This window comes from Pseudomonas sp. TE3728, assembly GCF_056279145.1.
On sequence record NZ_JBWBQT010000001.1, the window covers coordinates 6,314,322 to 6,337,020 of the forward strand.

At 58.6% G+C, this 22,699-nt stretch carries 24 protein-coding genes; 14 read left to right on the forward strand and 10 right to left on the reverse strand.

Annotation, left to right across the window (positions count from 1 at the left end):
- The first annotated feature begins 266 nt into the window (after window positions 1-266).
- The 3 genes from ACZ89R_RS27935 to sthA all read left to right on the forward strand — a co-directional run bounded on the left by ACZ89R_RS27935 (window position 267) and on the right by sthA (window position 4,549).
- A complete protein-coding gene (locus ACZ89R_RS27935) occupies window positions 267-1,730 on the forward strand; it encodes a glyceraldehyde-3-phosphate dehydrogenase (protein WP_429547465.1) in 1,464 nt (487 codons plus the stop codon).
- A gap of 183 nt (window positions 1,731-1,913) precedes the next feature.
- Entirely contained in the window at window positions 1,914-2,948 is a 1,035-nt protein-coding gene (locus tag ACZ89R_RS27940) for an FAD:protein FMN transferase (protein ID WP_429547464.1), read from the forward strand.
- 206 nt (window positions 2,949-3,154) lie between these two features.
- Complete coding sequence (gene sthA, locus ACZ89R_RS27945; protein ID WP_008073074.1) at window positions 3,155-4,549, forward strand: Si-specific NAD(P)(+) transhydrogenase; 1,395 nt, start codon at window positions 3,155-3,157, stop codon at window positions 4,547-4,549.
- Window positions 4,550-4,591: 42 nt separating this feature from the next.
- Here the strand turns inward: sthA and ACZ89R_RS27950 are convergent, their stop codons facing one another.
- Together ACZ89R_RS27950 and ACZ89R_RS27955 are read right to left on the reverse strand one after the other, a co-directional pair.
- Complete coding sequence (locus tag ACZ89R_RS27950) at window positions 4,592-5,314, reverse strand: glycerophosphodiester phosphodiesterase (protein ID WP_429547463.1); 723 nt, start codon at window positions 5,312-5,314, stop codon at window positions 4,592-4,594.
- A gap of 14 nt (window positions 5,315-5,328) precedes the next feature.
- A complete protein-coding gene (locus tag ACZ89R_RS27955; protein ID WP_429547462.1) occupies window positions 5,329-5,910 on the reverse strand; it encodes a PilZ domain-containing protein in 582 nt (193 codons plus the stop codon).
- A gap of 94 nt (window positions 5,911-6,004) precedes the next feature.
- Between ACZ89R_RS27955 and ACZ89R_RS27960 the strand changes: the two genes are divergently transcribed.
- The 3 genes from ACZ89R_RS27960 to ACZ89R_RS27970 all read left to right on the forward strand — a co-directional run bounded on the left by ACZ89R_RS27960 (window position 6,005) and on the right by ACZ89R_RS27970 (window position 9,255).
- On the forward strand, window positions 6,005-7,255 hold the full coding sequence (locus tag ACZ89R_RS27960) for a lipoprotein-releasing ABC transporter permease subunit (RefSeq protein ID WP_007907747.1): 1,251 nt from the start codon (window positions 6,005-6,007) through the stop codon (window positions 7,253-7,255).
- A 7-nt stretch (window positions 7,256-7,262) separates the two neighbouring features.
- Complete coding sequence (gene lolD, locus ACZ89R_RS27965; protein WP_020700644.1) at window positions 7,263-7,946, forward strand: lipoprotein-releasing ABC transporter ATP-binding protein LolD; 684 nt, start codon at window positions 7,263-7,265, stop codon at window positions 7,944-7,946.
- Window positions 7,947-8,010: 64 nt separating this feature from the next.
- Window positions 8,011-9,255, forward strand: coding sequence for a lipoprotein-releasing ABC transporter permease subunit (locus ACZ89R_RS27970; protein ID WP_429547461.1), 1,245 nt, complete (start codon window positions 8,011-8,013; stop codon window positions 9,253-9,255).
- A 217-nt stretch (window positions 9,256-9,472) separates the two neighbouring features.
- Here the strand turns inward: ACZ89R_RS27970 and trhP are convergent, their stop codons facing one another.
- On the reverse strand, window positions 9,473-10,798 hold the full coding sequence (gene trhP, locus ACZ89R_RS27975; RefSeq protein WP_429547460.1) for a prephenate-dependent tRNA uridine(34) hydroxylase TrhP: 1,326 nt from the start codon (window positions 10,796-10,798) through the stop codon (window positions 9,473-9,475).
- Between the two features lie 176 nt (window positions 10,799-10,974).
- Here trhP and ACZ89R_RS27980 point away from each other — a divergent pair, with 176 nt between their 5' ends.
- Window positions 10,975-12,036, forward strand: a complete 1,062-nt coding sequence (locus ACZ89R_RS27980; protein WP_429547459.1) for an AI-2E family transporter — start codon at window positions 10,975-10,977, stop codon at window positions 12,034-12,036.
- On the opposite strand, the gene ACZ89R_RS27985 is transcribed toward ACZ89R_RS27980, so the two are convergent.
- From ACZ89R_RS27985 to ACZ89R_RS27995, 3 genes are all read right to left on the reverse strand, one after another.
- Complete coding sequence (locus tag ACZ89R_RS27985) at window positions 12,033-12,215, reverse strand: hypothetical protein (protein WP_429425658.1); 183 nt, start codon at window positions 12,213-12,215, stop codon at window positions 12,033-12,035. The two genes, ACZ89R_RS27980 and ACZ89R_RS27985, sit on opposite strands and share 4 nt — an antisense overlap.
- Before the next feature lie 100 nt (window positions 12,216-12,315).
- Window positions 12,316-12,510 (reverse strand): hypothetical protein, encoded by a 195-nt coding sequence (locus ACZ89R_RS27990; RefSeq protein WP_030131554.1) that lies wholly within the window; start codon window positions 12,508-12,510, stop codon window positions 12,316-12,318.
- A 404-nt stretch (window positions 12,511-12,914) separates the two neighbouring features.
- A complete protein-coding gene (locus ACZ89R_RS27995) occupies window positions 12,915-13,289 on the reverse strand; it encodes a hypothetical protein (RefSeq protein ID WP_429547458.1) in 375 nt (124 codons plus the stop codon).
- Window positions 13,290-13,530: 241 nt separating this feature from the next.
- On the opposite strand from ACZ89R_RS27995, the gene ACZ89R_RS28000 reads away from it, so the two are divergent.
- The gene (locus tag ACZ89R_RS28000) at window positions 13,531-14,349 is read left to right on the forward strand and encodes a shikimate 5-dehydrogenase (protein ID WP_429547457.1); all 819 of its coding nucleotides are present in this window, start codon (window positions 13,531-13,533) and stop codon (window positions 14,347-14,349) included.
- Window positions 14,350-14,575: 226 nt separating this feature from the next.
- Window positions 14,576-15,094 (forward strand): cupin domain-containing protein, encoded by a 519-nt coding sequence (locus ACZ89R_RS28005; protein ID WP_007901772.1) that lies wholly within the window; start codon window positions 14,576-14,578, stop codon window positions 15,092-15,094.
- Window positions 15,095-15,262: 168 nt separating this feature from the next.
- On the opposite strand, the gene ACZ89R_RS28010 is transcribed toward ACZ89R_RS28005, so the two are convergent.
- Window positions 15,263-15,910 (reverse strand): YceH family protein, encoded by a 648-nt coding sequence (locus ACZ89R_RS28010; RefSeq protein ID WP_429547456.1) that lies wholly within the window; start codon window positions 15,908-15,910, stop codon window positions 15,263-15,265.
- Window positions 15,911-16,050: 140 nt separating this feature from the next.
- On the opposite strand from ACZ89R_RS28010, the gene ACZ89R_RS28015 reads away from it, so the two are divergent.
- On the forward strand, window positions 16,051-16,560 hold the full coding sequence (locus ACZ89R_RS28015) for a DUF1993 domain-containing protein (RefSeq protein ID WP_429547455.1): 510 nt from the start codon (window positions 16,051-16,053) through the stop codon (window positions 16,558-16,560).
- A 140-nt stretch (window positions 16,561-16,700) separates the two neighbouring features.
- Here the strand turns inward: ACZ89R_RS28015 and sstT are convergent, their stop codons facing one another.
- On the reverse strand, window positions 16,701-17,951 hold the full coding sequence (gene sstT, locus ACZ89R_RS28020) for a serine/threonine transporter SstT (RefSeq protein ID WP_429547454.1): 1,251 nt from the start codon (window positions 17,949-17,951) through the stop codon (window positions 16,701-16,703).
- Window positions 17,952-18,281: 330 nt separating this feature from the next.
- On the opposite strand from sstT, the gene ACZ89R_RS28025 reads away from it, so the two are divergent.
- Window positions 18,282-19,436 (forward strand): MFS transporter, encoded by a 1,155-nt coding sequence (locus ACZ89R_RS28025; protein ID WP_123496524.1) that lies wholly within the window; start codon window positions 18,282-18,284, stop codon window positions 19,434-19,436.
- Between the two features lie 4 nt (window positions 19,437-19,440).
- Here the strand turns inward: ACZ89R_RS28025 and nhaR are convergent, their stop codons facing one another.
- On the reverse strand, window positions 19,441-20,340 hold the full coding sequence (gene nhaR / locus ACZ89R_RS28030) for a transcriptional activator NhaR (RefSeq protein ID WP_429547453.1): 900 nt from the start codon (window positions 20,338-20,340) through the stop codon (window positions 19,441-19,443).
- Between the two features lie 181 nt (window positions 20,341-20,521).
- On the opposite strand from nhaR, the gene ACZ89R_RS28035 reads away from it, so the two are divergent.
- Together ACZ89R_RS28035 and ACZ89R_RS28040 are read left to right on the forward strand one after the other, a co-directional pair.
- On the forward strand, window positions 20,522-20,764 hold the full coding sequence (locus ACZ89R_RS28035) for a hypothetical protein (protein ID WP_123496528.1): 243 nt from the start codon (window positions 20,522-20,524) through the stop codon (window positions 20,762-20,764).
- Between the two features lie 27 nt (window positions 20,765-20,791).
- On the forward strand, window positions 20,792-21,541 hold the full coding sequence (locus ACZ89R_RS28040; RefSeq protein ID WP_007901783.1) for a TerC family protein: 750 nt from the start codon (window positions 20,792-20,794) through the stop codon (window positions 21,539-21,541).
- Between the two features lie 79 nt (window positions 21,542-21,620).
- Here ACZ89R_RS28040 and ACZ89R_RS28045 read toward each other — a convergent pair whose 3' ends face one another.
- Window positions 21,621-21,791 carry a hypothetical protein gene (locus tag ACZ89R_RS28045; protein WP_429547452.1) on the reverse strand — a complete coding sequence of 57 codons (171 nt, stop codon included), beginning with the start codon at window positions 21,789-21,791 and terminating at the stop codon, window positions 21,621-21,623.
- A 171-nt stretch (window positions 21,792-21,962) separates the two neighbouring features.
- Here ACZ89R_RS28045 and ACZ89R_RS28050 point away from each other — a divergent pair, with 171 nt between their 5' ends.
- Window positions 21,963-22,691, forward strand: a complete 729-nt coding sequence (locus ACZ89R_RS28050; RefSeq protein WP_429547451.1) for a cysteine peptidase family C39 domain-containing protein — start codon at window positions 21,963-21,965, stop codon at window positions 22,689-22,691.
- The last annotated feature ends 8 nt before the right edge of the window (window positions 22,692-22,699 follow it).

Below are 22,699 nucleotides of genomic sequence, written 5' to 3' on the forward strand. Positions count from 1 at the left end.
ACAAGCTGGGTGAAATGTAGTGGTAATGACAAAAACTGGCGGTTTGACACTGAAAATGTAGTGCCAAAAACGCTCGGTGTTACGGAGGGTTACGGACACGGCAATGTTGTCGTCGGAAAATTGACTGCGCTGAAAGCCCCGGTTTTACTGGGCTGGCGTGGGGCGTGATTTTTTTGAACGGGATTTTGTTACCGTCTGTGCGACAGGCGCGCATTGCTACGGGAGCCACTCGGCGGCATAATGTAGCCCCTTTTTTCTGCCCCTACATGTGGAAGGTTCCCGTGACTCAGAAGCCCGACCAGTGTCTTGGTGAATGGATCGACCGTGAAGCACTCGCAGAAGCGATGATTCCGCTTATCGGTCAGCTCTACCGCAATAACAACGTGGTGAGCTCGATCTATGGCCGCAGTCTGATCAACCAGTCTGTCATCGCGATTCTCAAAGCTCACCGCTTTGCTCGCCATCGCCAGTCCGATGACAGCGAATTGTCCGTCCACGAAACATTCCCGCTGCTCAAGGCAATGAGCGAGCTCAAGCTCGGCGCTGCTTCGGTAGATCTGGGCAAGCTGGCTGTCAAATTCAAAGCCGAAGGTAGTGGCCGTACTGCCGAAGCGTTCGTCCGTGACGAACTGGCCGATGTGGTCGGCAAGCAGAATGGTTCCGGCCGTACCGGCACCGACGTTGTCCTGTATGGCTTCGGTCGTATCGGCCGTCTGCTGGCGCGCATCCTGATCGAGAAAACCGGTGGTGGCGACGGCCTGCGTCTGCGCGCCATCGTTGTCCGCAAGGGCGCCGAGAACGATCTGGTCAAGCGTGCCAGCCTGCTGCGTCGGGACTCGGTGCACGGTTCGTTCAATGGCACCATCACCATTGATGAAGCCAATAACACCATCACCGCCAACGGCAACCTGATCCAGGTTATCTACGCGAAGAACCCGACTGAAGTGGACTACACCCAGTACGGCATCAAAAACGCGCTGCTGGTGGATAACACCGGTGTATGGCGTGACGCCGACGGCCTGGGCCAGCACCTATCCTGCCCAGGTATCGACCGCGTTGTTCTGACCGCGCCTGGCAAAGGCAAGCTGAAGAACATCGTTCACGGCATCAACCACGGTGAAATCACCGCTGACGACAAGATCGTGTCCGCCGCTTCCTGCACCACCAACGCCATCGTGCCGGTGCTCAAAGCTGTGAATGACAAGTTCGGCATCATCAACGGTCACGTCGAAACTGTTCACTCGTACACCAACGACCAGAACCTGATCGACAACTTCCACAAGGGTGATCGCCGTGGCCGTAGCGCCGCGCTGAACATGGTTATCACCGAGACTGGTGCTGCCACCGCTGCCGCCAAGGCGCTGCCTGAGCTGGCCGGCAAGCTGACCGGTAACGCGATCCGTGTTCCGACGCCGAACGTGTCGATGGCCATTCTCAACCTGAACCTTGAGAAAGCCGCCACCCGTGAAGAGATGAACGAGTACCTGCGCTACATGGCGCTGCACTCCGATCTGCACAAGCAAATCGACTACGTCAATTCGCAGGAAGTGGTTTCCACCGACTTCGTTGGCTCGCGCCACGCAGGCGTTGTGGACGCTGAAGCGACCATCGTTCAGGACAACCGCGTTGTTCTGTACGTCTGGTACGACAACGAGTTCGGTTACAGCTGCCAGGTCGTTCGCGTGATGGAAGACATGGCCGGTGTAAACCCGCCAGCATTCCCGCGCTAAGCCTTAGCTGCAAATGAAAACGCCCCGACTTTGGTTGGGGCGTTTTTGTTTGCGCAGTTTGTCAGCTATAGATGTGGTGTCAGGGCCGGCCTCATCGCGAGCAGGCTCGCTCCCACAGTAGATCTGTATCGATCCATTGTGGGAGCGAGCCTGCTCGCGATTGCGGTCTGCCGGTCAACATTAATGTGGGGGAGGCAGGATTTGTTAAGCAGGCGGTTGGGTGTTGTTGTGATGTTGGCGGGTACGTTGTTCGGCTGTGGCAACGGAGACTCCATGGAGAGTTTCGGTGGCCCGACCATGGGCAGCACCTATTCGATCAAGTACGTGCGCTATGCCGGACTTCCCGCCCCGGCAGACGTCCGCGTCCAGGTCGAAAAAATCCTCGCGGATGTCGATCAGCAAATGTCGACCTATCGCAGCGACTCCGACATTGAACGCTTCAATAATTTGCCCGCTAACCGCTGTCAGACAATGCCCGCGCCTATCCTCGAACTGGTCCGCGTCGGCGAGCGACTGTCTTCGCAAAGCGATGGCTCCTTCGACCTGACGGTGGAGCCGCTGCTCAACCTCTGGGGGTTCGGGCCGCAAGCGCGAGAGGAAAAAGTGCCGAGTGCCGAGGCGCTCGCCGAGGTGCAGCAACGCGTCGGCCACAACCACTTGCACATCGACGGTGATCAGTTGTGCAAGGACGTGGCAATCGAGCTCGACTTCAACAGCATCGCTGCCGGTTACGCGGTCGATACGATTGCCGCGAGACTCGAAGCAATGGGTATCCACAGTTACCTGACTGAAGTCACTGGCGAACTAAAGGCCGCCGGCAAAAAACTCGATGGCTCGCCTTGGCGCATCGCCCTGGAAGAACCCCGAAACGATCAGCAAGTCCTGCAAAAAATCATCGCCATCGACGGCTATGGCGTGTCCACCTCCGGTGACTACCGTAATTATTTCGAGCAGGGTGGCCAGCGCTATTCCCACACCTTCGATGCCCGTACCGGAGCTCCGGTCCTACACACCCTGGCGTCAGTCACAGTGATTCATCCTTCAGCGTTAATGGCCGATGGCCTATCGACGCTGTTGCTGATTCTCGGTCCTGAACGGGGTTGGGACTATGCCGAAACCCATGACATTGGTGCATTCTTTGTGATTCGTGCCGATACAGGTTTCGTCACACGCACCAATCAGGCTTTTGAGCGCCTGGTGGGTGAGAAAACCAAGTGATTGCGGCATCAAAAGCGTTTTTGATGGCGTTGTAGTGCAGGCAAAACTAGCCTACGACGCGACCAAGGGTTAATGTGCCCGGCGTTGACGCTTCTATAGACTGTGTCCGGGTTCTGCACTGGCCCCAAATTGTTCCTTCACGCCGCAGATCGGCGTGATTTAGCCGCAGGTGCCGAGGGCGCCGCGGCCTGTTCTGAGGAGTATGCATGGCTGTCTACAACTACGACGTGGTGGTGTTGGGTTCCGGCCCGGCCGGAGAAGGCGCGGCAATGAATGCCGCCAAAGCAGGACGCAAGGTGGCGATGGTCGATAGCCGTCGCCAGGTCGGCGGCAACTGCACCCACCTGGGCACCATCCCGTCCAAGGCCTTGCGTCACTCGGTCCGGCAGATCATGCAGTTCAACACCAACCCGATGTTCCGGGCCATTGGTGAGCCGCGCTGGTTCTCGTTCCCGGACGTTTTGAAAAGCGCCGAAAAAGTCATCTCCAAACAAGTCGCCTCGCGCACCGGTTACTACGCCCGTAACCGTGTCGACGTGTTCTTCGGTACTGGCAGCTTCGCTGACGAGCAAACCATCGAAGTGGTCTGCGCCAACGGCGTGGTCGAAAAACTGGTGGCCAAGCACATCATCATCGCCACCGGTTCGCGCCCTTATCGCCCGGCGGACATCGATTTCCATCACCCGCGTATCTACGATAGCGACACCATCCTCAGCCTCGGCCACACCCCGCGCAAACTCATCGTTTACGGCGCTGGTGTGATCGGTTGCGAATACGCCTCGATCTTCAGTGGTCTGGGTGTGCTGGTCGAGCTGGTGGACAACCGTGGTCAGTTGCTGAGCTTCCTCGACTCGGAAATTTCCCAGGCGCTGAGTTACCACTTCAGCAATAACAACATCACGGTTCGCCACAACGAAGATTACGACCGCGTCGAAGGCGTGGACAACGGCGTGATCCTGCACCTGAAGTCCGGCAAGAAGATTAAGGCCGATGCCTTGCTCTGGTGCAACGGTCGTACCGGCAACACCGATCAGCTGGGTCTGGAAAATATCGGCGTGAAGGTCAACAGCCGTGGCCAGATCGAAGTCGATGAAAACTACCGCACCTGCGTGCCGAATATTTACGGCGCCGGTGACGTGATTGGCTGGCCAAGCCTGGCCAGTGCCGCCCACGACCAGGGGCGTTCGGCCGCTGGCAGCATTGTCGACAATGGCAGCTGGCGCTTCGTCAACGATGTGCCAACCGGCATCTACACCATTCCGGAGATCAGCTCGATCGGCAAGAACGAGCAGGAGCTGACTCAGGCCAAGGTGCCGTACGAAGTGGGCAAGGCGTTCTTCAAGGGCATGGCGCGTGCGCAGATTGCCGGCGAACCGCAAGGCATGCTGAAGATCCTGTTCCACCGCGATACCCTGGAAGTGCTGGGCGTTCACTGCTTCGGTTATCAGGCGTCGGAGATCGTGCACATCGGTCAGGCGATCATGAGTCAGCCGGGCGAACAGAACACCCTGAAGTACTTCGTCAACACGACGTTCAACTACCCGACCATGGCTGAAGCCTATCGGGTAGCGGCGTACGATGGCCTCAACCGGCTTTTTTGAGCGGCTCCGGCCGGTGGCCTGAGCCGGCCGGGGAGACCGATTTCAGCAATTCTCGAGCGTGGCAGTGGCCAAACCGGGAAAGTCTGTAATCAGGCTGTCAACGCCGAAGTCGGCGAGTCTGCGCATCAGCGCGGGCTCGTTGACTGTCCACACCGACACATGCAGCCCTTGACGCTGCGCCTTCTGCAGGCGTTCCGGTGTACACAGGGTCCAGTTCAGCGCCAGAATCCCACAGCCATAGTTTTGCGCGACCTTCAACGGGTCGAGCCAGGCGTACTCGGCCACCAAACCGCGAGACACGTCCGGCACCAGGTCCAGCGCAGCTTTCAACACTTCGCGTGAGCTTGACGTAATCGTGATCTTGTCCCGCATACCGAAACGCTGCGCCATTTCACGAATCGCCAGCACGGTGGTCGCGGCACGGGTGCGTGATGCGCTTTTGACTTCCAGTTGCCAGTGCTCGAAATCACATTTCTCGAACAATTCTTCCAGCGTTGGAATCGGGCAGGGTTTGATCCAGCCCGGGCCGCCCTTGCGCGCGTCGTAGGTCACCAGTTCCGCGGCGGTATGTTCGACTACTTTGCCGCGACGCTCGGTGGTGCGTTTGAGGGTCGGGTCGTGGATCACCATCAACTCGCCATCCTTGGACAGGTGCAAGTCCAGTTCGCAACGGCGTACGCCGTGCTTGAGGCATTCCTGAAAGCTGGTCAGGGTGTTTTCCGGTGCTTCGCCCTTGGCGCCGCGATGGCCGTAGATGAGGGTCACGGTTCTTCCTTAAATTAAATGCCTGATTCGTTTTGTTCGCGGGCCAGGCGTCGTTCTTGTGCCTGTCGCTGCAAGATGTAACGGGCCAGCAATTGCCGCTGGGCATCGGACAGGTATTCGAACTCGGTGCCGACATCGTAGCCTTGGCCCTTGCGGTCGCAATGAGTGACGCGCGCTCGCAGCAGCAGGCCAAGGGCTTGCGGCATTAGCACCAGTTTCACCGACAGGTGCGCGCCAGTGGCGATGGGCGTCGGATGCTGGAAGTCGATACCTCCTTCGGAGAGGATGACCGGCTGCGGTTCGCCGATCTGTCCGAGCACCGTCAGGGCGACCACCTGGCTCAGCAGGTCGATGCGTTTGTTCTGGGATTTCAGGAACGCGGCGATGGTCCGGTCGCGTTCGCTGATCTGTCGCAGCAGGTGTTGCGACTCGAATTCGCTCAGGTGCAGTTCGCTGAGCAGGTTGAATAGTGGGGAAGCATCCTGCAACACTTCCTGGCCTGCGGCTTCGGGAGCAGACAGGGGCCGAATTTCCAGTGCGATCGTGTCCTCGATACGGTAGTATTCGCGGCGATCTTCTTCATCTAATGTCGACATGGCGAACCCATGGTAGCGGCGGTGGTCTGAGTGTAAAGCTGGTTATCGACCCCCGCCACAAGGACGTTCCTTTTCCCTCCGAACAAGCCCCGACATGTTCAGACCTCTCTTCGTATTTATTGGCACGCGTTATACCCGTGCAAAGCGTCGCAATCATTTTGTGTCGTTCATTTCCCTGACCTCAATGATCGGACTCGCCCTTGGCGTGGTCGTGATGATCGTCGTGCTGTCGGTCATGAACGGCTTCGATCATGAGATGCGCACCCGCGTGCTGGGCATGGTGCCCCACGCGACCATCGAGTCCGGTGAGCCGATCAGCGACTGGCAAAGCCTGGCCGCCAAGGTCAAGCAGAACCCCCAGGTGGCGGCGGTTGCGCCCTTCGTTCAGATGCAGGGCCTGCTGACCAACAACGGCAAGGTCTCCAAGGTGCTGCTCAATGCCATCGACCCTGTGCAGGAACGGCAGGTGTCGATCATTGATAACTTCATGCAGCAGGGCAAACTCGACGACCTGGCACCGGGCAGTTTCGGCATCGTCATCGGCGACAAGGCCGCGGCCAAGCTCGGCGTGGCGGTCGGCGACAAACTGACGTTTGTCGCACCGGAAGTCACCGTGACCCCGGCCGGGATGTTCCCGCGCATGAAACGCTTTACCGTGGTCGGCATCTTCCACGTCGGTGCCGGTGAGATCGACGGCTATCTGGGCATCACCAATTTGCAGGATCTGGCGAAGCTGCACCGCTGGAAGCCGGATCAGGTCCAGGGCTTGCGCTTGAAGTTCGACGATCTGTTCCAGGCACCACGCGTGGCGTGGACCATCGCTCAGCAGCTCGGCGAAGACCAGTATTACGCCCGAGACTGGACCCGCACCCACGGCAATCTGTATCAAGCGATCCGCATGGAAAAAGCCATGATCGGCCTGCTGCTGCTGCTGATCGTCGCCGTTGCGGCGTTCAACATCATCTCCACGCTGGTAATGGTGGTGAACGACAAGAAGGGCGACATCGCGATTTTGCGCACCCTCGGTTCCACGCCGGGGCAGATCATGGCGATCTTCATGGTCCAGGGCACTGTCATTGGTGTGGTCGGTACGCTGATCGGCGCTGTGGTCGGGATCTTCGCGGCGCTGAACGTCAGCGCGGCGATCTCGGCCCTTGAAGGGCTGATTGGCCATAAATTCCTGAACGCCGACGTGTATTTCATCGATTACCTGCCGTCGCAAGTGCAGAGCCAGGACGTGTTGATGGTCTGCGCTGCCGCGTTGGTTCTGAGTTTCCTCGCCACCCTGTATCCAGCCTGGCGTGCCGCGCGCACCCAGCCTGCGGAGGCGCTACGTTATGAGTGAGTCGGGCATGAGTGATAAAGCAATCTTGAGCTGCCGCAACCTGGGCAAATCCTACGTGGAAGGCCCGGAATCGGTAGAGGTTCTGGCGGGTCTGCAACTGGAGCTGCACCCTGGTGAGCGCGTGGCGATCGTCGGTACCTCGGGTTCGGGCAAAAGTACCTTGCTCAACCTGCTGGGCGGCCTCGATACGCCGACCAAGGGCAGCGTCTGGCTGGCCGGTGAAGAGCTCTCGGCACTGAACGAAAAGGCCCGTGGCCTGCTGCGCAATCGGTCGCTGGGTTTCGTTTACCAGTTCCACCACTTGCTGCCTGAGTTCACCGCGCTGGAAAACGTCTGCATGCCGCTGCTGATCGGTAAAACCGCGATCCCGGAAGCGCGTCAGCGTGCGACGGCGTTGCTGGAGCGGGTAGGGCTGGGCCATCGTCTGGAGCACAAACCGGCGGAATTGTCCGGTGGCGAACGCCAGCGTGTGGCCATTGCCCGTGCCCTGGTGAACAAGCCAGGCCTGGTGATGCTCGACGAGCCGACCGGCAACCTCGACTCCCACACCGCCCAGGGCATTCAGGATTTGATGCTGGAACTCAGCACTTCGATGCGCACCGCGTTCCTGGTGGTGACCCACGACATGAACCTGGCCCGCCAGATGGATCGTGTCCTGCATTTGCAGGAAGGTTACCTGACACCCATCTGATTGACCGAAACCCGACGTACTGAACAGTACGTCGGGTCTTTTATTTTTATACGGTGCCCAGCGAATGTTCAGACCGTTATCGATCTTTATCGGCGCGCGCTATACCCGCGCCAAGCGCCGCAATCGCTTTGTTTCCTTCATCTCGATGACCTCGATGATCGGCCTCGCCCTGGGCGTGTTGGCGATGATCGTGGTGTTGTCGGTAATGAACGGCTTCCAGCGCGAAATGAGCTCGCGCATCCTTGGCATGGTGCCCCACGCGACTATCGTCGGCGTGAACCCTATCGATGATTGGCAGCCGGTGGCCGCCGCGGCGATGAAAAATCCTGAAGTGACGGCGGCGGTGCCGTTCACCGAGATGGAAGGCATGCTGTCCTATAAGGGCACGATGCAGCCGATCCAGGTCAGCGGTGTCGACCCGGCGCTGGAAGGCAAGGTCTCGATCGTTGCCAAGCATATCGTTCAGGGGCGTCTCGACGCCTTGAAGCCCGGCGAGTTTGGCGTGGTGATCGGTGAGATCACCGCACGACGCTTTCGCTTGAACGTCGGCGACAGGATCACCCTGATCGTGCCGGAAATCAGCACCGCACCGGGCGGGATTACCCCGCGCATGCAACGACTGAACGTGGTGGGCGTGTTCAAGGTTGGCGCCGAGCTGGATGGCTCCATGGCGCTGATCCACCTCGCTGATGCCGCGCAGATGCAACACTGGCAGCCGAATCAGGTGCAGAGCGTGCGCCTGGCGGTGAAGGATCTGTACGCCGCGCCGCAAGTGTCGAGCGACATCGCGACCGGCCTGGGCACTGCCTACAAGGCTGACGACTGGACCCACACCCAGGGCAGTCTGTTCAGCGCGATGAAGATGGAAAAAACCATGATCGGCTTGCTGCTGCTTATGATCGTCGCGGTGGCGGCGTTCAACATCATCGCCACCCTGATCATGGTGGTGAACGACAAGGGCGCGGACATCGCAATCCTGCGCACCATCGGCGCGACACCTCGGCAGATCATGGCGATCTTCATGGTGCAGGGCACGGTGATCGGGGTTGTCGGCACCTTGATCGGCGGCGTACTAGGCGTGATCGCAGCGCTGAACGTCAGTGAACTGGTGGGCTGGATGGAGCGGGTCAGCGGGCAGCACATCTTCAGTTCCGACGTGTACTTTGTCAGTAACTTGCCTTCGGAACTGCAGGGCGCGGATGTGTTGTTGATCTGTTCCGCCGGTTTCATCATGAGCTTTTTGGCGACGGTGTATCCGGCGTGGCGGGCGGCGAAAGTCGAGCCGGCTACTGCGTTGCGGTATTCGTAAGTCATTACATCGCTTTCGCGGGCAAGCCTCGCTCCTACAGGGCAATGCTGTTCACTTAAGCGCGACTTTCTGTCATGCCAACCTTTGTGGCGAGCGAGCTTGCTCGCGTTGGGCTGCGTAGCGGCCCAAAAATCTGATAACAATCACTGATTTTTGTGAGTGCTACGCACTCAAGCGGGAGCAAGCTCCCTCGCCACAGGTTACTCGCTCAGGTTTTCTAGCTCATGCTGACATCGCGCATTAACAACCCAAAGCGCAGATCCACCGCGTCCGGTATCGGCAAATACACCGTGTGCCCATCCCCCGGCGCCACTTCAACGGCCTCGCCTTTGACGTTCTGCAACTGATGCAAGTCGAAGTGGAAATTACCCTTGGGCGTCATCAGTTCCATGTGATCGCCCAGACCAAAGCGATTCTTTACCCGCACCTCGGCCAGCCGATCCCGGCGTTCGCCGGTCAGCTCGCCCACGAACTGCTGACGCTCTGAAACCGAGCTGCCGTTCTGGTAATTCTGATATTCGTCATGCACATGTCGACGCAGAAAACCTTCGGTATAACCACGTTGGGCCAGGGATTCCAGATCAGTCATCAAGCTGCGATCAAACGCTCGGCCAGCCACCGCATCATCGATTGCGCGGCGATACACCTGGGTGGTGCGCGCGCAATAGAAGTGCGATTTGGTCCGGCCTTCGATCTTCAATGAATGCACGCCCATCTGCGTCAGGCGCTCGACATGCTGCACGGCGCGCAGGTCCTTGGCATTCATGATGTAGGTGCCATGTTCATCCTCGAATGCCGGCATCAGGTCGTCAGGGCGATTGGCTTCTTGCAGCAGGAACACTTGATCGGTCGGCGCGCCGATGCCCAGGGTCGGTTCGGGGCGGAACTGCTGAACGATTTCGCCGAGCTGATTTTCGCTGGCCGGTGTCGCCGAGTATTTCCAGCGACAGGCGTTGGTGCAACTGCCCTGATTGGCGTCGCGCTTGTTCATATAGCCCGATAACAGACAGCGCCCGGAATAGGCCATGCACAACGCGCCGTGGACGAACACTTCCAGCTCCATCGCCGGGACGTGCTGGCGGATTTCGGCGATTTCTTCCAGCGACAGTTCGCGGGACAAGATGATCCGGCTCAAGCCCTGTTGCTGCCAGAACTCGACGCTGGCCCAGTTCACCGTGTTGGCCTGCACTGACAAGTGGATCGGCATCTGCGGGAAGTGCCGGCGCACCAGCATGATCAGGCCCGGGTCGGACATGATCAGCGCGTCCGGCGCCATGGCGATCACCGGTTCCAGGTCTTTCAAGAATGTTTTGAGCTTGGCGTTGTGCGGGGCGATGTTCACCACCACATAGAAACGCTTGCCCTGAGCCTGGGCCTCGGCGATGCCGAGCGCGAGGTTGGCGTGATCGAATTCGTTGTTGCGCACCCGCAGGCTGTAGCGCGGCTGGCCGGCGTACACCGCGTCGGCGCCATAGGCGAAGGCATATCGCATATTTTTCAGGGTGCCGGCGGGGGCGAGCAGTTCCGGGGGCGTGAGCGTCATGGCGCAGGTCATGGCAGTGTCGATCGCAAAAGCGGGCAAGGATAATTGGCTTGTCCGTGGGGTTTATTGATCTGGATCTATGCTTGATGAATAAACGGATGGCACTCGTGCGAGCCGTGGCGGACTAAATATCAAGACGCGCAAACGGCGCCCCTGCGCACTGACATGGATCGGACATGAACGAAACGAAGCTGCAAAACACCTCGCTGATGGTCTTGCTGACGCTGGTGAGCATCGCCTTCATCTGGATTCTGCTGCCGTTTTACGGTGCGGTGTTCTGGGCGGTCATCCTCGGTATTCTGTTTGCGCCGTTGCAGCACCAACTGCAACGCAAGTTTGGCTTGCCCCACAATCTCACGGCCCTGTGCACCTTGATTCTCTGTGTACTGATCGCGATCTTGCCGGTGATCACCATCAGTACCTTGCTGGTTCAAGAAGGCGCGGCGCTCTACAACAGAATCGAAAGCGGCGAACTGGACATTGCCGGCTATGTGTCGCAGTTCAAACAAAGCCTGCCGCCCTACGTTCAGTACTTGCTCGATCGTTTCGGTATGGGCGAGCTGAGCGGGCTGCGGGAAAAAATCATCAGGAGCACGATGCAAGGCAGCCAGTTTGTTGCGACCAAGGCGTTCAGTTTTGGTCAGGGCACGTTCGAGTTCGTGGTGGGTTTTTTTGTCATGCTCTATCTGCTGTTTTTCTTCCTGCGGGACGGGTCCGAACTGGCGCGCAAAGTGCGCGCGGCGATACCGCTGGAAGACAACCAGAAACGTCGTTTGCAACTCAAGTTCAATCGAGTGGTGCGGGCCACGGTGAAGGGCAATGTGGTGGTAGCGATCACGCAAGGGGCATTGGGTGGTTTTATTTTCTGGTTTCTGGGCATCCCGAGCGTGCTGCTCTGGGCGGTGTTGATGGCGTTTCTTTCGCTGTTGCCGGCGGTGGGGGCGGGGATCGTCTGGATACCGGTGGCGGCGTATTTCCTGTTCAGCGGCGCGATCTGGCAGGCCACGGTGCTGACCTTGTTCGGAGTGTTCGTGATCGGCCTGGTGGACAACGTCCTGCGACCGATCCTGGTGGGCAAGGACACCAAAATGCCGGACTACCTAATCCTTATCTCGACCTTGGGCGGCCTCGCGCTTTTTGGCCTGAACGGTTTTGTCATCGGACCATTGATCGCCGCATTGTTCGTGTCGAGCTGGGCGATTTTCATCGATTCCAAGCCCAAGGTTCAGCTGCCTTAAGCGCTGAGCTGGCCCGAGCCGATACGTTGCGATAAGGCTTGGGCGGCGGGAAGCGAGGTGAGTGGACCGCTGATAGGCTCACCGTCCTGCATCAGATACCAGCAAGCGAGTAACCCCCGCGCTCTGAGCGATGCGGGTACGGCGCTGCCGATAACAGACATGATCTGAACCTGAGTCATAAGTACCTCCATTAATCTATGGAGCTACCTTACGGATCGGACGCTTGAACGGACAATCAACGCTTTCGATAGTCGTCATTGATGCCAATGAGTCCCACGTTCAATCCACTACTTGATCGAGCATATGCACTACCTCCTGCTCATTGAGCAGGCCTTTGCGCACCAGGTTTTCTGCCAGCAGCGAAAGAAATTTTGCGCTGCGATGGCCTTCCAGGTGTTTGAGTTCGGTCAGTGCGTTGTACACCTTGCCGGAAGTGCACAAGCCGACAATGCGATGCGGGTTTTGTGTGGGCATGAAGGTCGTCCTTGTTTTTATCAACTGTTGTTTACGGACAGATCCAAGCTTGCGGATCGGACATGACATAAATATGACCAACTTTACCTGCCGGTACTGTCCCGACAGCGACCTTGACGAGATTTATTCAGACTACGTCCAGCCAGTGGTCATAAAAAAGGCCCCGCTGTTAAAACGTAATGCTGTTCACTTAAGAGAGTCTTGAATCAGAGAAACCTGTGGCGAGGGAGCTTGCTCCCGCTTGAGTGCGTAGCACTCACAAAAAATCGGCAATGATTGTCAGGTTTTTGGGGCCGCTACGCAGCCCAGCGCGAGCAAGCTAGCTCGCCACAAAGGTACGCACGATCCAAGAGCGCGCCTAAATAAACAGAATTACGCTGTTAAAGCGGGGCCTGATGAGCGTGTTACCAGCGGTCGCCACGATAATAACCATGGGGGTGGCCGTAATAGCCGCGTGGTGGACCATACCCGCGTGGCGGACCGTAATAGATCGGTGCCGGGCGGTAGTAGATCGGTTGTTGAACATAGACCGGCGCCGGTTGGTAATAGACAGGCGGTGGCTGCACGTACACCGGTTGTGGCTGAACGTAGACCGGTTGCTCCACATACACTGGACGGTCGCGGCCGATTATTGCTGAGCCAATGATTGCCGAGCCGACGATCGCACCAAACACAGCCGGACCTTCCCAGCCGCCATGACCATGACCACCTGCTTCTGCCTGCCCTGCGATAGCAAGAGCACCGATCAGCAAGGCTACTGTGGGGATTTTACGGATCATGATAAGTCCTCGGTTCTTCGACCCGGCGCTCGCGTCTGCAATAGACACAAGTTGTCGCGGGGATACTTCTAAGACAGCATTTTTTTGAAAATCAGCACAGCCATTGGGTAAATTTTGTGTAAGGTCTGTACCGGCTTCTTTACGCTCCTGTGTGCCTCGCGTGGACAGGCTTTTATGATTGATCAGACCCGATGGAATGGCTAATCCCGTCCATCCGAAAGTGCTATTGAAGGAGATTCCAATGCAGATGAACCCCAACAGAGACACTCAGCTGTGCATGTCACTCTCGGGGCGCCCTGGCAACTTCGGTCTGCGGTTTCACAACCATCTGTACGAACAATTGGGCCTGAATTTTTACTACAAGGCCTTCAGCAGCCAGGACTTGCCGGGCGCTGTGGGCGGAATTCGCGCCTTGGGCATCCGGGGTTGCGGGGTATCGATGCCGTTCAAGGAAGCTTGTATTGCGTTGGTCGATGAGCTGGATGCATCGGCTGAGGCCATCCAATCGATCAACACTATTGTGAATACCAGCGGTCATCTCAAGGCCTACAACACCGATTACATTGCCATCGCCCAGTTGCTTGAAACCCATCAGGTGCCCAAGGATTCGACCTTTGCCCTGCGTGGCAGTGGCGGCATGGCCAAGGCTGTGGCCAGTGCCTTGCGCGATGGCGGCTACAAAAATGGCCTGATTGTGGCCCGGAACGAGCGCGCCGGGCGTGCCTTGGCTGAATCGTTGGGTTACTCATGGCTGGCGGAGTTGGGAAGCCAACGCCCGCAGATGCTGATCAACGTCACGCCCATCGGCATGACCGGCGGGCCGGAGGCCGATCAACTGGCGTTTGAGCCTGATGTTATCGCTGCGGCGGAAACTGTCTTCGATGTGGTGGCGATCCCCTCGGAAACACCATTGATCGTGCGCGGTCGTGCCGAAGGCAAACGGGTGATCACCGGGCTGGAAGTAATTGCGATCCAGGCGCTGGAACAGTTCGTGTTGTACACCGGTGTGCGGCCGACCGATGAGCAGTTCCGGAAAGCCGTGGCGTTTGCCCGCAGCTGATCATTCCCAAATATTCGTTGGATGTCCCGGCCCTTTCGCGAGCAAGCCCGCTCCCACACTTGACCGCATTAGTCTGAATCAACTTGGTCACCTGTGGGAGCGAGCCTGCTCGCGATTGCCGCGACTCGGTCTTCAGTCTGCCCCGGTCATTTACCCGCGAATCCCCGCCTATACTGCTCGCCAGCAAGCGAAGACTTGCTCTCCAGCCACCGTGACCGAGGTTTTCATGCATCCCGCCATTCTCAACCTGGATCAGGCCGAACTTTTACCGCTGCCCGAAGAGTTTGCCCCCACCGGAGACGCCGCCGGCCGCTATCAGCAACGCCTGGCACGCATCGGCCAGCAACTGGGCGCGCAAAAGCTGGGTTATCGGTTATATGCCTTGGAGCCTGGCATGCGTGGCAGTCCTTTTCATAACCATCGGGTCAACGAGGAGATGTTCTACATCGTGGCCGGGGAGGGGGAGATTCGCCTGGGTGCCGAACGCTTTCCGATCCGCGCTGGTGATGTGATTGCCTGCCCGGCGGGTGGTCCTGAAGCCGCGCACCAGATCATCAACACCAGCAACGGCGAATTGCGCTATCTGGCGGTCAGCAGCCAGCAATCACCGGACATTTGCGAATACCCGGATTCCGGCAAATACGTGGTGATGGACGACTTCAAGGTCGATGCCCAAGGCAATGCTTCGGGTTTCGTCGCCGTCGCCAGGCAGGCCGATGGCGTGGATTATTGGGACGGCGAGTAGCAGTTCAGAGTTGAGCGCGAACCCTGTGGCGAGGGAGCTTGCTCCCGTTCGGCTGCGAAGCAGTCGCAAGGCAAGCAAGCGCGGTGAGCCAGACGTAATGCGTTGACAGGTTTGGGGCCGCTTCGCGACCCAGCGGGAGCAAGCTCCCTGCCACAAGGACCTCAGTGATTATTCGAGACGTGCCAGTCGCTCTTCCAGCGCCGCAATCCGCGCTTCAAGCTCTTCGATTCGCTCTACCGACACACCGCCACTGGTGCCACGCTCCACAGGATTTTGCCGGGCAGCCAGGATCACTTCGATATCCGCCGGATCGCCCAGTGCATGCATGTAACGGTCTTCGCGCTGGCCGGCCTGGCGCGGGATCAACAGCGCCAGACCCCTGGCGATCAAGCGCTCCAGTTGATGCACCACCTGCTCGGCATCTTCGAAGTCATGCATGCGGCCGCTGCGGGTCAGCAGTTCGTTGACCGTCTGCGGGCCGCGCAGAAATAACAGCCCCGTCAGAATCACCTGCGCCGGCACCAGTTCCAGCGCCTTGTCGACCCGATGCTCCCAGCGGTCGGCACGGCTGCCCATTACCAGTCTTGTGAAGCCGCGACCTTCCAGAACGCGCAGGCTCTGGCCAACCTGGCCCTGGCTGAGGTTCATCACCGGTTCTCGGCTGGTTTTCTGGTTGCAGGCAATCACCAGCGCATTAAGCGTCAGCGGATAGGTTTCCGGGCTGGTGGCCTGTTTCTCGATCAACGAGCCCAGAATGCGGATTTCCGTGCTGTTGAGCCGCGGTTTGTCGGAGGTCGTTTCTTGCTCAGTGCTCATCGCGCTTTTCCCTATGCAGTCGAAGCATGCAGTCGAAGCCGCCTAGCCTAATCCTTGCAGGATAAAAGACAAGCCGCAGGGCAGTCGAGCATGGCTATAATCGCTCCAGGTTTTTACTCCTGTCACCACACGAGACCATCATGACTATTTCCCTGTACGCCGCTTCCGTTCCGGTTTTCCAGCAAATGCTCAATGCCCTGAGCAACAACCTGAGCAAGGCCGAAGCCCACGCTACCGCGAAAAACATTGATCCGAACGCGTTCCTGCAAGCCCGTCTGTACCCGGACATGTTCCCGCTGATGCGTCAGGTGCAGATCGCTGTTGATTTCGCCAAAGGTGTTTCGGCGCGTCTGGCTGAAGTCGAACTGCCGAAATACGATGACACCGAAACCACCTTCGCCGAGCTGCAAGCGTTGATCGCCAAGGTCCTGGCTTTCATCGGCGAGATCAAACCCGAGCAGATCGACGGCAAGGAAGGCATCGAGATCGTTACCCGTCCAGGCACGCCTAAAGAGAAGCGCTTCACTGGCCAGGCTTACCTGCTGAGCTATGGTTTGCCGCAGTTCTTCTTCCACGTGACCACCGCTTACGCACTGCTGCGTCACAACGGCGTGGAAGTGGGCAAGCGCGATTACATGGGCGCGTTCTAAACCGCCCAGATACAAAAAAGCCCGCCAAGGTGTAAGCCTTGGCGGGCTTTTTTTGCAGGGATAAAAGATCGCAGCCTTCGGCAGCGCCCGCAGGCGCGTAGGCGCTGCCGAAGGCTGCGATCTTTTGATCTTCTGCGTCGTTATGCCAAACGCTGGGCTTCCCGGGCTTTCTGGGTCTTCTGCTCCTCACCCTGGCACGCCGCCGCGGTGAACAGCACGTCGGTGGAGGAGTTCAGCGCGGTTTCCGCCGAGTCCTGCAACACACCGATGATGAAGCCGACCGCTACCACTTGCATGGCGATTTCGCTCGGGATGCCGAACAGGCTGCACGCCAGTGGAATCAGCAACAGCGAACCCCCGGCCACGCCCGAGGCGCCACAGGCACAGATCGCCGCGACGATGCTGAGCAGGATGGCTGTCGGAATGTCCACAGCGATGCCCAAGGTGTGCACGGCGGCCAGGGTCAACACGGTGATGGTGATCGCGGCGCCGGCCATGTTGATGGTGGCGCCCAGCGGGATCGACACCGAATAGGTGTCTTCGTGCAGGCCCAGGCGCTTGCTCAGCTCCAGGTTGACCGGAATGTTCGCCGCCGAACTGCGAGTGAAAAACGCAGTGATGCCGCTCTCGCGCAGGCAGGTGAATACCAGCGGATACGGGTTGCGACGTAGCTTCCAGAACACAATGGCCGGGTTCATCACCAGCGCCACGAACAGCATGCAGCCCAACAACACAGCCAGCAGATGCATGTAACCGATCAAGGCACCGAAACCGGAGGTGGCGAGGGTCGAGGCCACTAGACCGAAGATCCCCAATGGCGCAAAGCGAATCACCAGACGCACGATCAGGGTCACGCCATTGGACAGATCGCCCAGTACTTCGCGCGTCGTCTCGCCGGCATGGCGAATCGCAACACCCATGCCGATCGCCCAAGCCAGAATGCCGATGAAGTTGGCGTTCATCAGCGCACTGACCGGATTGTCGACCACGCTGAGCAACAGACTCTGCAACACTTCGCTGATGCCCCCCGGTGCGGTCACCGCAACGTCTTGGGTCGACAGCACCAGACTCGACGGAAACAGCGTACTGGCGATCACCGCCACCACGGCCGCCGCGAAGGTGCCCAGCAGGTATAGAAACAGAATCGGCCGGATGTGGGTTTCCTGGCCGTGCTTATGGTTGGCAATCGAGGCCATGACCAGCACGAACACCAGAATCGGCGCAACAGCCTTGAGCGCCGAGACGAACACTTTGCCAATAAAGGCAGTGGACTTGGCCAGCTCAGGCGCGAACAACGCCAAGGCAATCCCGGCGATCAGGCCGATGATGATTTGCGTGACCAGGCTGCTGCGTTTCAGGCGTTGCAAGAGAGAAGGGGATGAAGCGGTCATAACGGCATCTCTGATTTTATTAGGGTGCAGGGTTGTGCTCATGCAGCAAAAAGCCGGGCAGGCCACATGGAGGGAACCGAAGGGTCGCTACATCAATGCCAATGAATGGCCGATGAGCAAAGTGTAAGTACCGCAGGTCGCGGACTTTATCACAGCGTAGCCGTGATCCTTCAGACCTGTGACGATCTGCCACCCGATTGCTCAACGCGATTTGCAGGTTCGTGCAACCTCGTCCGGAAACACTCTGTTAAGCTTCGCCATCCTCATTTTCAAGTTCTGCCAGTGAGCCTTCGGGCTGTCGCTGGTGTCGTCGTTTTCCTGGAGTTCTGCATGCTGTTGCCCATCCTTCTGTTGTCCGCCGCCGGTTTTACGGTGCTGACCACGGAGTTCATTATCGTCGGTCTGTTGCCGGCAATCGCCCGTGACTTGGACGTCAGCATCCCTCAAGCGGGTTTGCTGGTGACACTGTTCGCCTTTACCGTAGCCGCTTTCGGGCCGTTCCTGACGGCGTACTTCGCCAGGTTTGAACGGCGCAAACTGTTTATCAGCGTGCTGATCATGTTCGGCCTGGCCAACACGCTGGCGGCACTGGCGCCGAACATCGGGGTGATGGCCATTGCGCGATTGATTCCGGCGCTGGGGCTGCCGGTGTTCTGGGCATTGGCCAGTGAAACTGCAGTGGACATCGTCGGGCCGGACTATGCCGGGCGGGCCATCGCCAAGATCGGTTTCGGTATCGTCTGCGCCACGGTGTTCGGCATTCCGGTGGGTACGCTGATTTCCGATGCGTTCGGCTGGCGCAGTGCTTTCGGCATTCTGGCGGTGATCGCGTTTGCCAAGGCATTGCTGCTGTTTATCTACCTGCCGAAAACCAACCTGCACCAGCATCAGGTGAGTTTTCGCTCGCAGTTCAAAATTCTGCGCAGCCCGTTGATGCTGGGGCATGTGCTGTTGTCGATCCTGGTGTTCAGCGGCATGTTCACCGCGTACACCTACCTGGCAGACATTCTTGAGCGGCTCGCCGGTTTCAACGGCACGGTGGTCGGCTGGTGCCTGATGGGCTTTGGCGCGGTCGGCTTGATCGGCAACTCGTTGGGCGGTCGTGCGGTGGATCGGCATCCGCTGATCGCTTCTGTGACGTTTTGTGCGTTCATGATTGCCGGCATGGTGGCCTTGGTGCCGAACATTCATTCACCCCTTGGTCTGGCGGCAGCGATGGGGATTTGGGGCGTGACTCAGGCCGCGCTGTTCCTGGTCAGCCACGTGCGCCTGATGAAGGCTGCGCCTGAAGCTCCGGCCTTTGCTGCATCGCTGAACATTGCCGGGGCCAACCTCGGAATCGGTCTGGGCGCGATGGTCGGTGGGCGAGTGATCGACAGTGTGGGCCTGGGTGGCCTGGGTTTCGCGGCGGCCGGTTTTATCTTGGTCTCGATTCTGTTGGCGATGGCGCTGATGACCTTCAAACCTCGCGAAATCTGCGCCTGACGCCTCACATCTCGACAAACAACTCGCGTCGGGCACCTTCGGTAATGGCGACAATGCCGGGGTGCTTGACCTTGCGTTCCACTGAGATGGCGTAGAACGACTCGCGCACCGCGTCGGTCTGGCCGATCAACTCCACGTCGCATTGGCGTTTCACTTCGTCGGCAATCACGCTCGGGCCGATGAATATCCCGCTGCCGGATTGGCCGAAGGCCTGCATCAGGGCGCTGTCGTCGAATTCGCCGACGATCCGCGGCTGGATCTGCTGTTCGGCAAACCAGCGTTGCAAGCGACTGCGCACCACGGTTTCCGGTCCGGGAATCAGCAGTGGGGCGCCGTGCAGGCTATGAGGGAAGTCCTGGCCATATCGCGCGGTCAGTTCGGCGGTGGCGAAGAAGCTGATGCCGCATTCGCCGAGCTTCTGGCTGTAGCCTTTGATGTCCAGATTCGAGGGCATCGGGCTGTCGGAGATCACCAGATCAAGGCGTTGAATCGCCAGGTCGGCAAGCAAACGTTCCAGTTTGTCTTCGCGACAGGTGATACGCAGGGGCTCGCTCAACTCCATGGTCGGTGCGATCAGGCGATAAACGATGGATTTGGGCACCACATCGGCGACGCCCACCCGAAACAGAATCTGTTGCTCATTGGGCTGCGCCCGCAGCATCAACTCCAGTTCGCCACCGAGTTGGAACATCTGCTCGGCGTAAGGGAGCGTCTGACGTCCGGCTTCGGTGAGTTCCAACTGTCGGCCGACCCGGCGAAACAACTCGATGCCATAGGTTTGCTCGAGCAGGGAAATCTGCCCGCTGATGGTCTGTGGCGTCAGGTTCAATTGCTCGCAGGCGCGCACGATGCTGCCGGTCTTGGCCACCACCCAGAAGTAATGCAGCTGTCGATAATTAAGCATGTTGGTGAAATCCCCTTGTTCACATCATCCGTAGGGCATACGCCATACACTATCTGGATTCGTTAAAAACGAAGTATAGCCGCTAAAAATACGAATTTTCCTGAAGTGTTTGCTTCCTTAGAATGCTTCGCCATCGACGGATCGCCTTTTCGGTTCTGTCTGTTCTATCGAGGTAAGCATCATGAAGCTTAAAACCACGGCACTGCTGATCACGTCTTTACTGGTGTTGGCCGGTTGCGACCAGGCCGAGAAAAGCGCTCAGCAATTGATGGGCAAGGCTGCCGAAACCGCCAAACAGGCGATTGACGATACCCACAAAGCGGCCGAGCAAGCGCTCAGCGATGCCACGGGCGGTTTGATCAGCAAGAAAGAACAACCGGCCAAAGAGACGGACAAAACCGACTCTTCGTCCCAGGAAATCTAAACCGTTCAAACGAGTCAGGACTGACCCATGGAATACCTTTTAGAACTTGCTGCAAGCCCCACTGCCTGGGTCGCCCTGGCCACGCTGGTGGTGATGGAAATCGTGCTCGGCATTGATAACCTGATCTTTATCTCGATCCTCACCAACAAGCTGCCCGAACAGCATCGCCAGAAGGCGCGACGGATTGGTATCGGCATGGCGTTGATCCTGCGCCTGGCACTGTTGAGCACCATCGCGTTCATCGTCCAGCTGACGGAGCCGGTGATCGAGATTCTCGGCCATGCGTTCTCCTGGAAAGACATGATCCTGATCGCCGGCGGCCTGTTCCTGTTGTGGAAGGCGACCACCGAGATCCATCACAGCATGGACCCGGCGCCGGATGATCCGACCTCGGCCACCTCGACCGTGACCCTGGGTTTTGCTGCTGCGATTGGGCAGATCCTGATGCTGGACATGGTGTTCTCCATCGACAGCATCATTACCGCCGTCGGCATGACCGAGCATTTGCCGATCATGATCATCGCGGTGGTGGTGTCGGTACTGGTGATGTTGCTGGCGGCTGACCCTCTGGCCAAGTTCATCAACGACAACCCGACGGTGGTGATGCTGGCGCTGGGCTTCCTGATCATGATTGGCATGACGCTGATCGCCGAAGGTTTTGGCGCCCACGTACCGAAAGGCTACGTCTATGCGGCCATGGCGTTCTCGGCCACGATCGAAGGCTTGAACATGCTGTCGCGTCGGGCCAGGCAGAAGCGCATCGCCGCTGAAGCTTAACCTTCGTTAAATGAAACGGCCGTCTGAACTCGAAAGAGTCCAGGCGGCCGTTTTTGTTTGGATGACCGAAAAGCGCCGGTCAGTGCGCGGTGGCGGGGCGGGCAGCCGGCTGATCGGTTTTCGCCACAGGTGCCGATTGAACCGGGTGCTGATGGTGCCGGCGGGTAATACGCAAAACACCCCACAGCATGGCGGCGGCCACGGCCAGCCAGCCGGAGATCAACATTACAATGGTTATTGTCAGGCTCATCAGTGCCTCCTCTTTGCCCTGCATCGGGCACACATTCGTCCTTGGTAAGTGACAGTCTAGCCGCTGCTGTATTTCAGGCTATTGACCAAAAGTCGCCTGCCTCCAACCAGTTCGCTCTATCGAATGCTATCAACTGCCGGTTAAGGCTATACCGCTGTCGCGCGGCATCCTATGATCGACGGCCAAGCCGGCTGTGCGATTGCCTGGCGTCTGAACAAGAGAGTGATGATGGTGCGGGTATTTTCTCGAATTCGATCTTTGGTACTGATCGTTGGCTGCGTTGCTGGCCTGGCTGGCTGTGTGGGGAGCGTGGCGCCTGAGATCAAGCGTCTGCCGGAGCGGGTCGAACTCAGCGGTACGTTCTACCGTGGGCAAAGTTATCAAAGCGGGCCTCAGGTGCTGGCTAGTCTGCTGTCCCAGCAGGGCATCGTGATAACCCCGGGGTTGCTCGACAAACCCCTGCATTTGCCGGGTGCCGAAGATCGATTGCAGCAGAACATGCAGAATCTTGCCCGTGAGTACGGGATGGTGGTCTATCCCCTCGACAGCCATTCGTCGGCGCTGCTGGCCCAGGTTGCGGCCGGTTATCCGGTGATGGTGCGCTTCACTGAAGGTTCGGCGTTTTGGGCAGAGCCGCGATACGCCATTCTCGCCGGTTACAATCGTCAGAAGCAGACTGTGTTGCTGCGCGCCGGGATGGATCGTCGGTTGCTGATGGGGTTCAGCGCCTTTGAATCGGCGTTCGAGAATGCCGGTGGCTGGGCCGTATTGATCCAGAAGCCGGACCAGATTCCGGCCAATGTCGATCAGCAGCGCTGGCTGAAGGCGGCGAGCGATCTTGCCCAGTCAGGTCAAGAGCAGGCGGCGGCCCGGGCAAAAAAAGCGTTGAGCGCGCAGTAGTTTCCGTT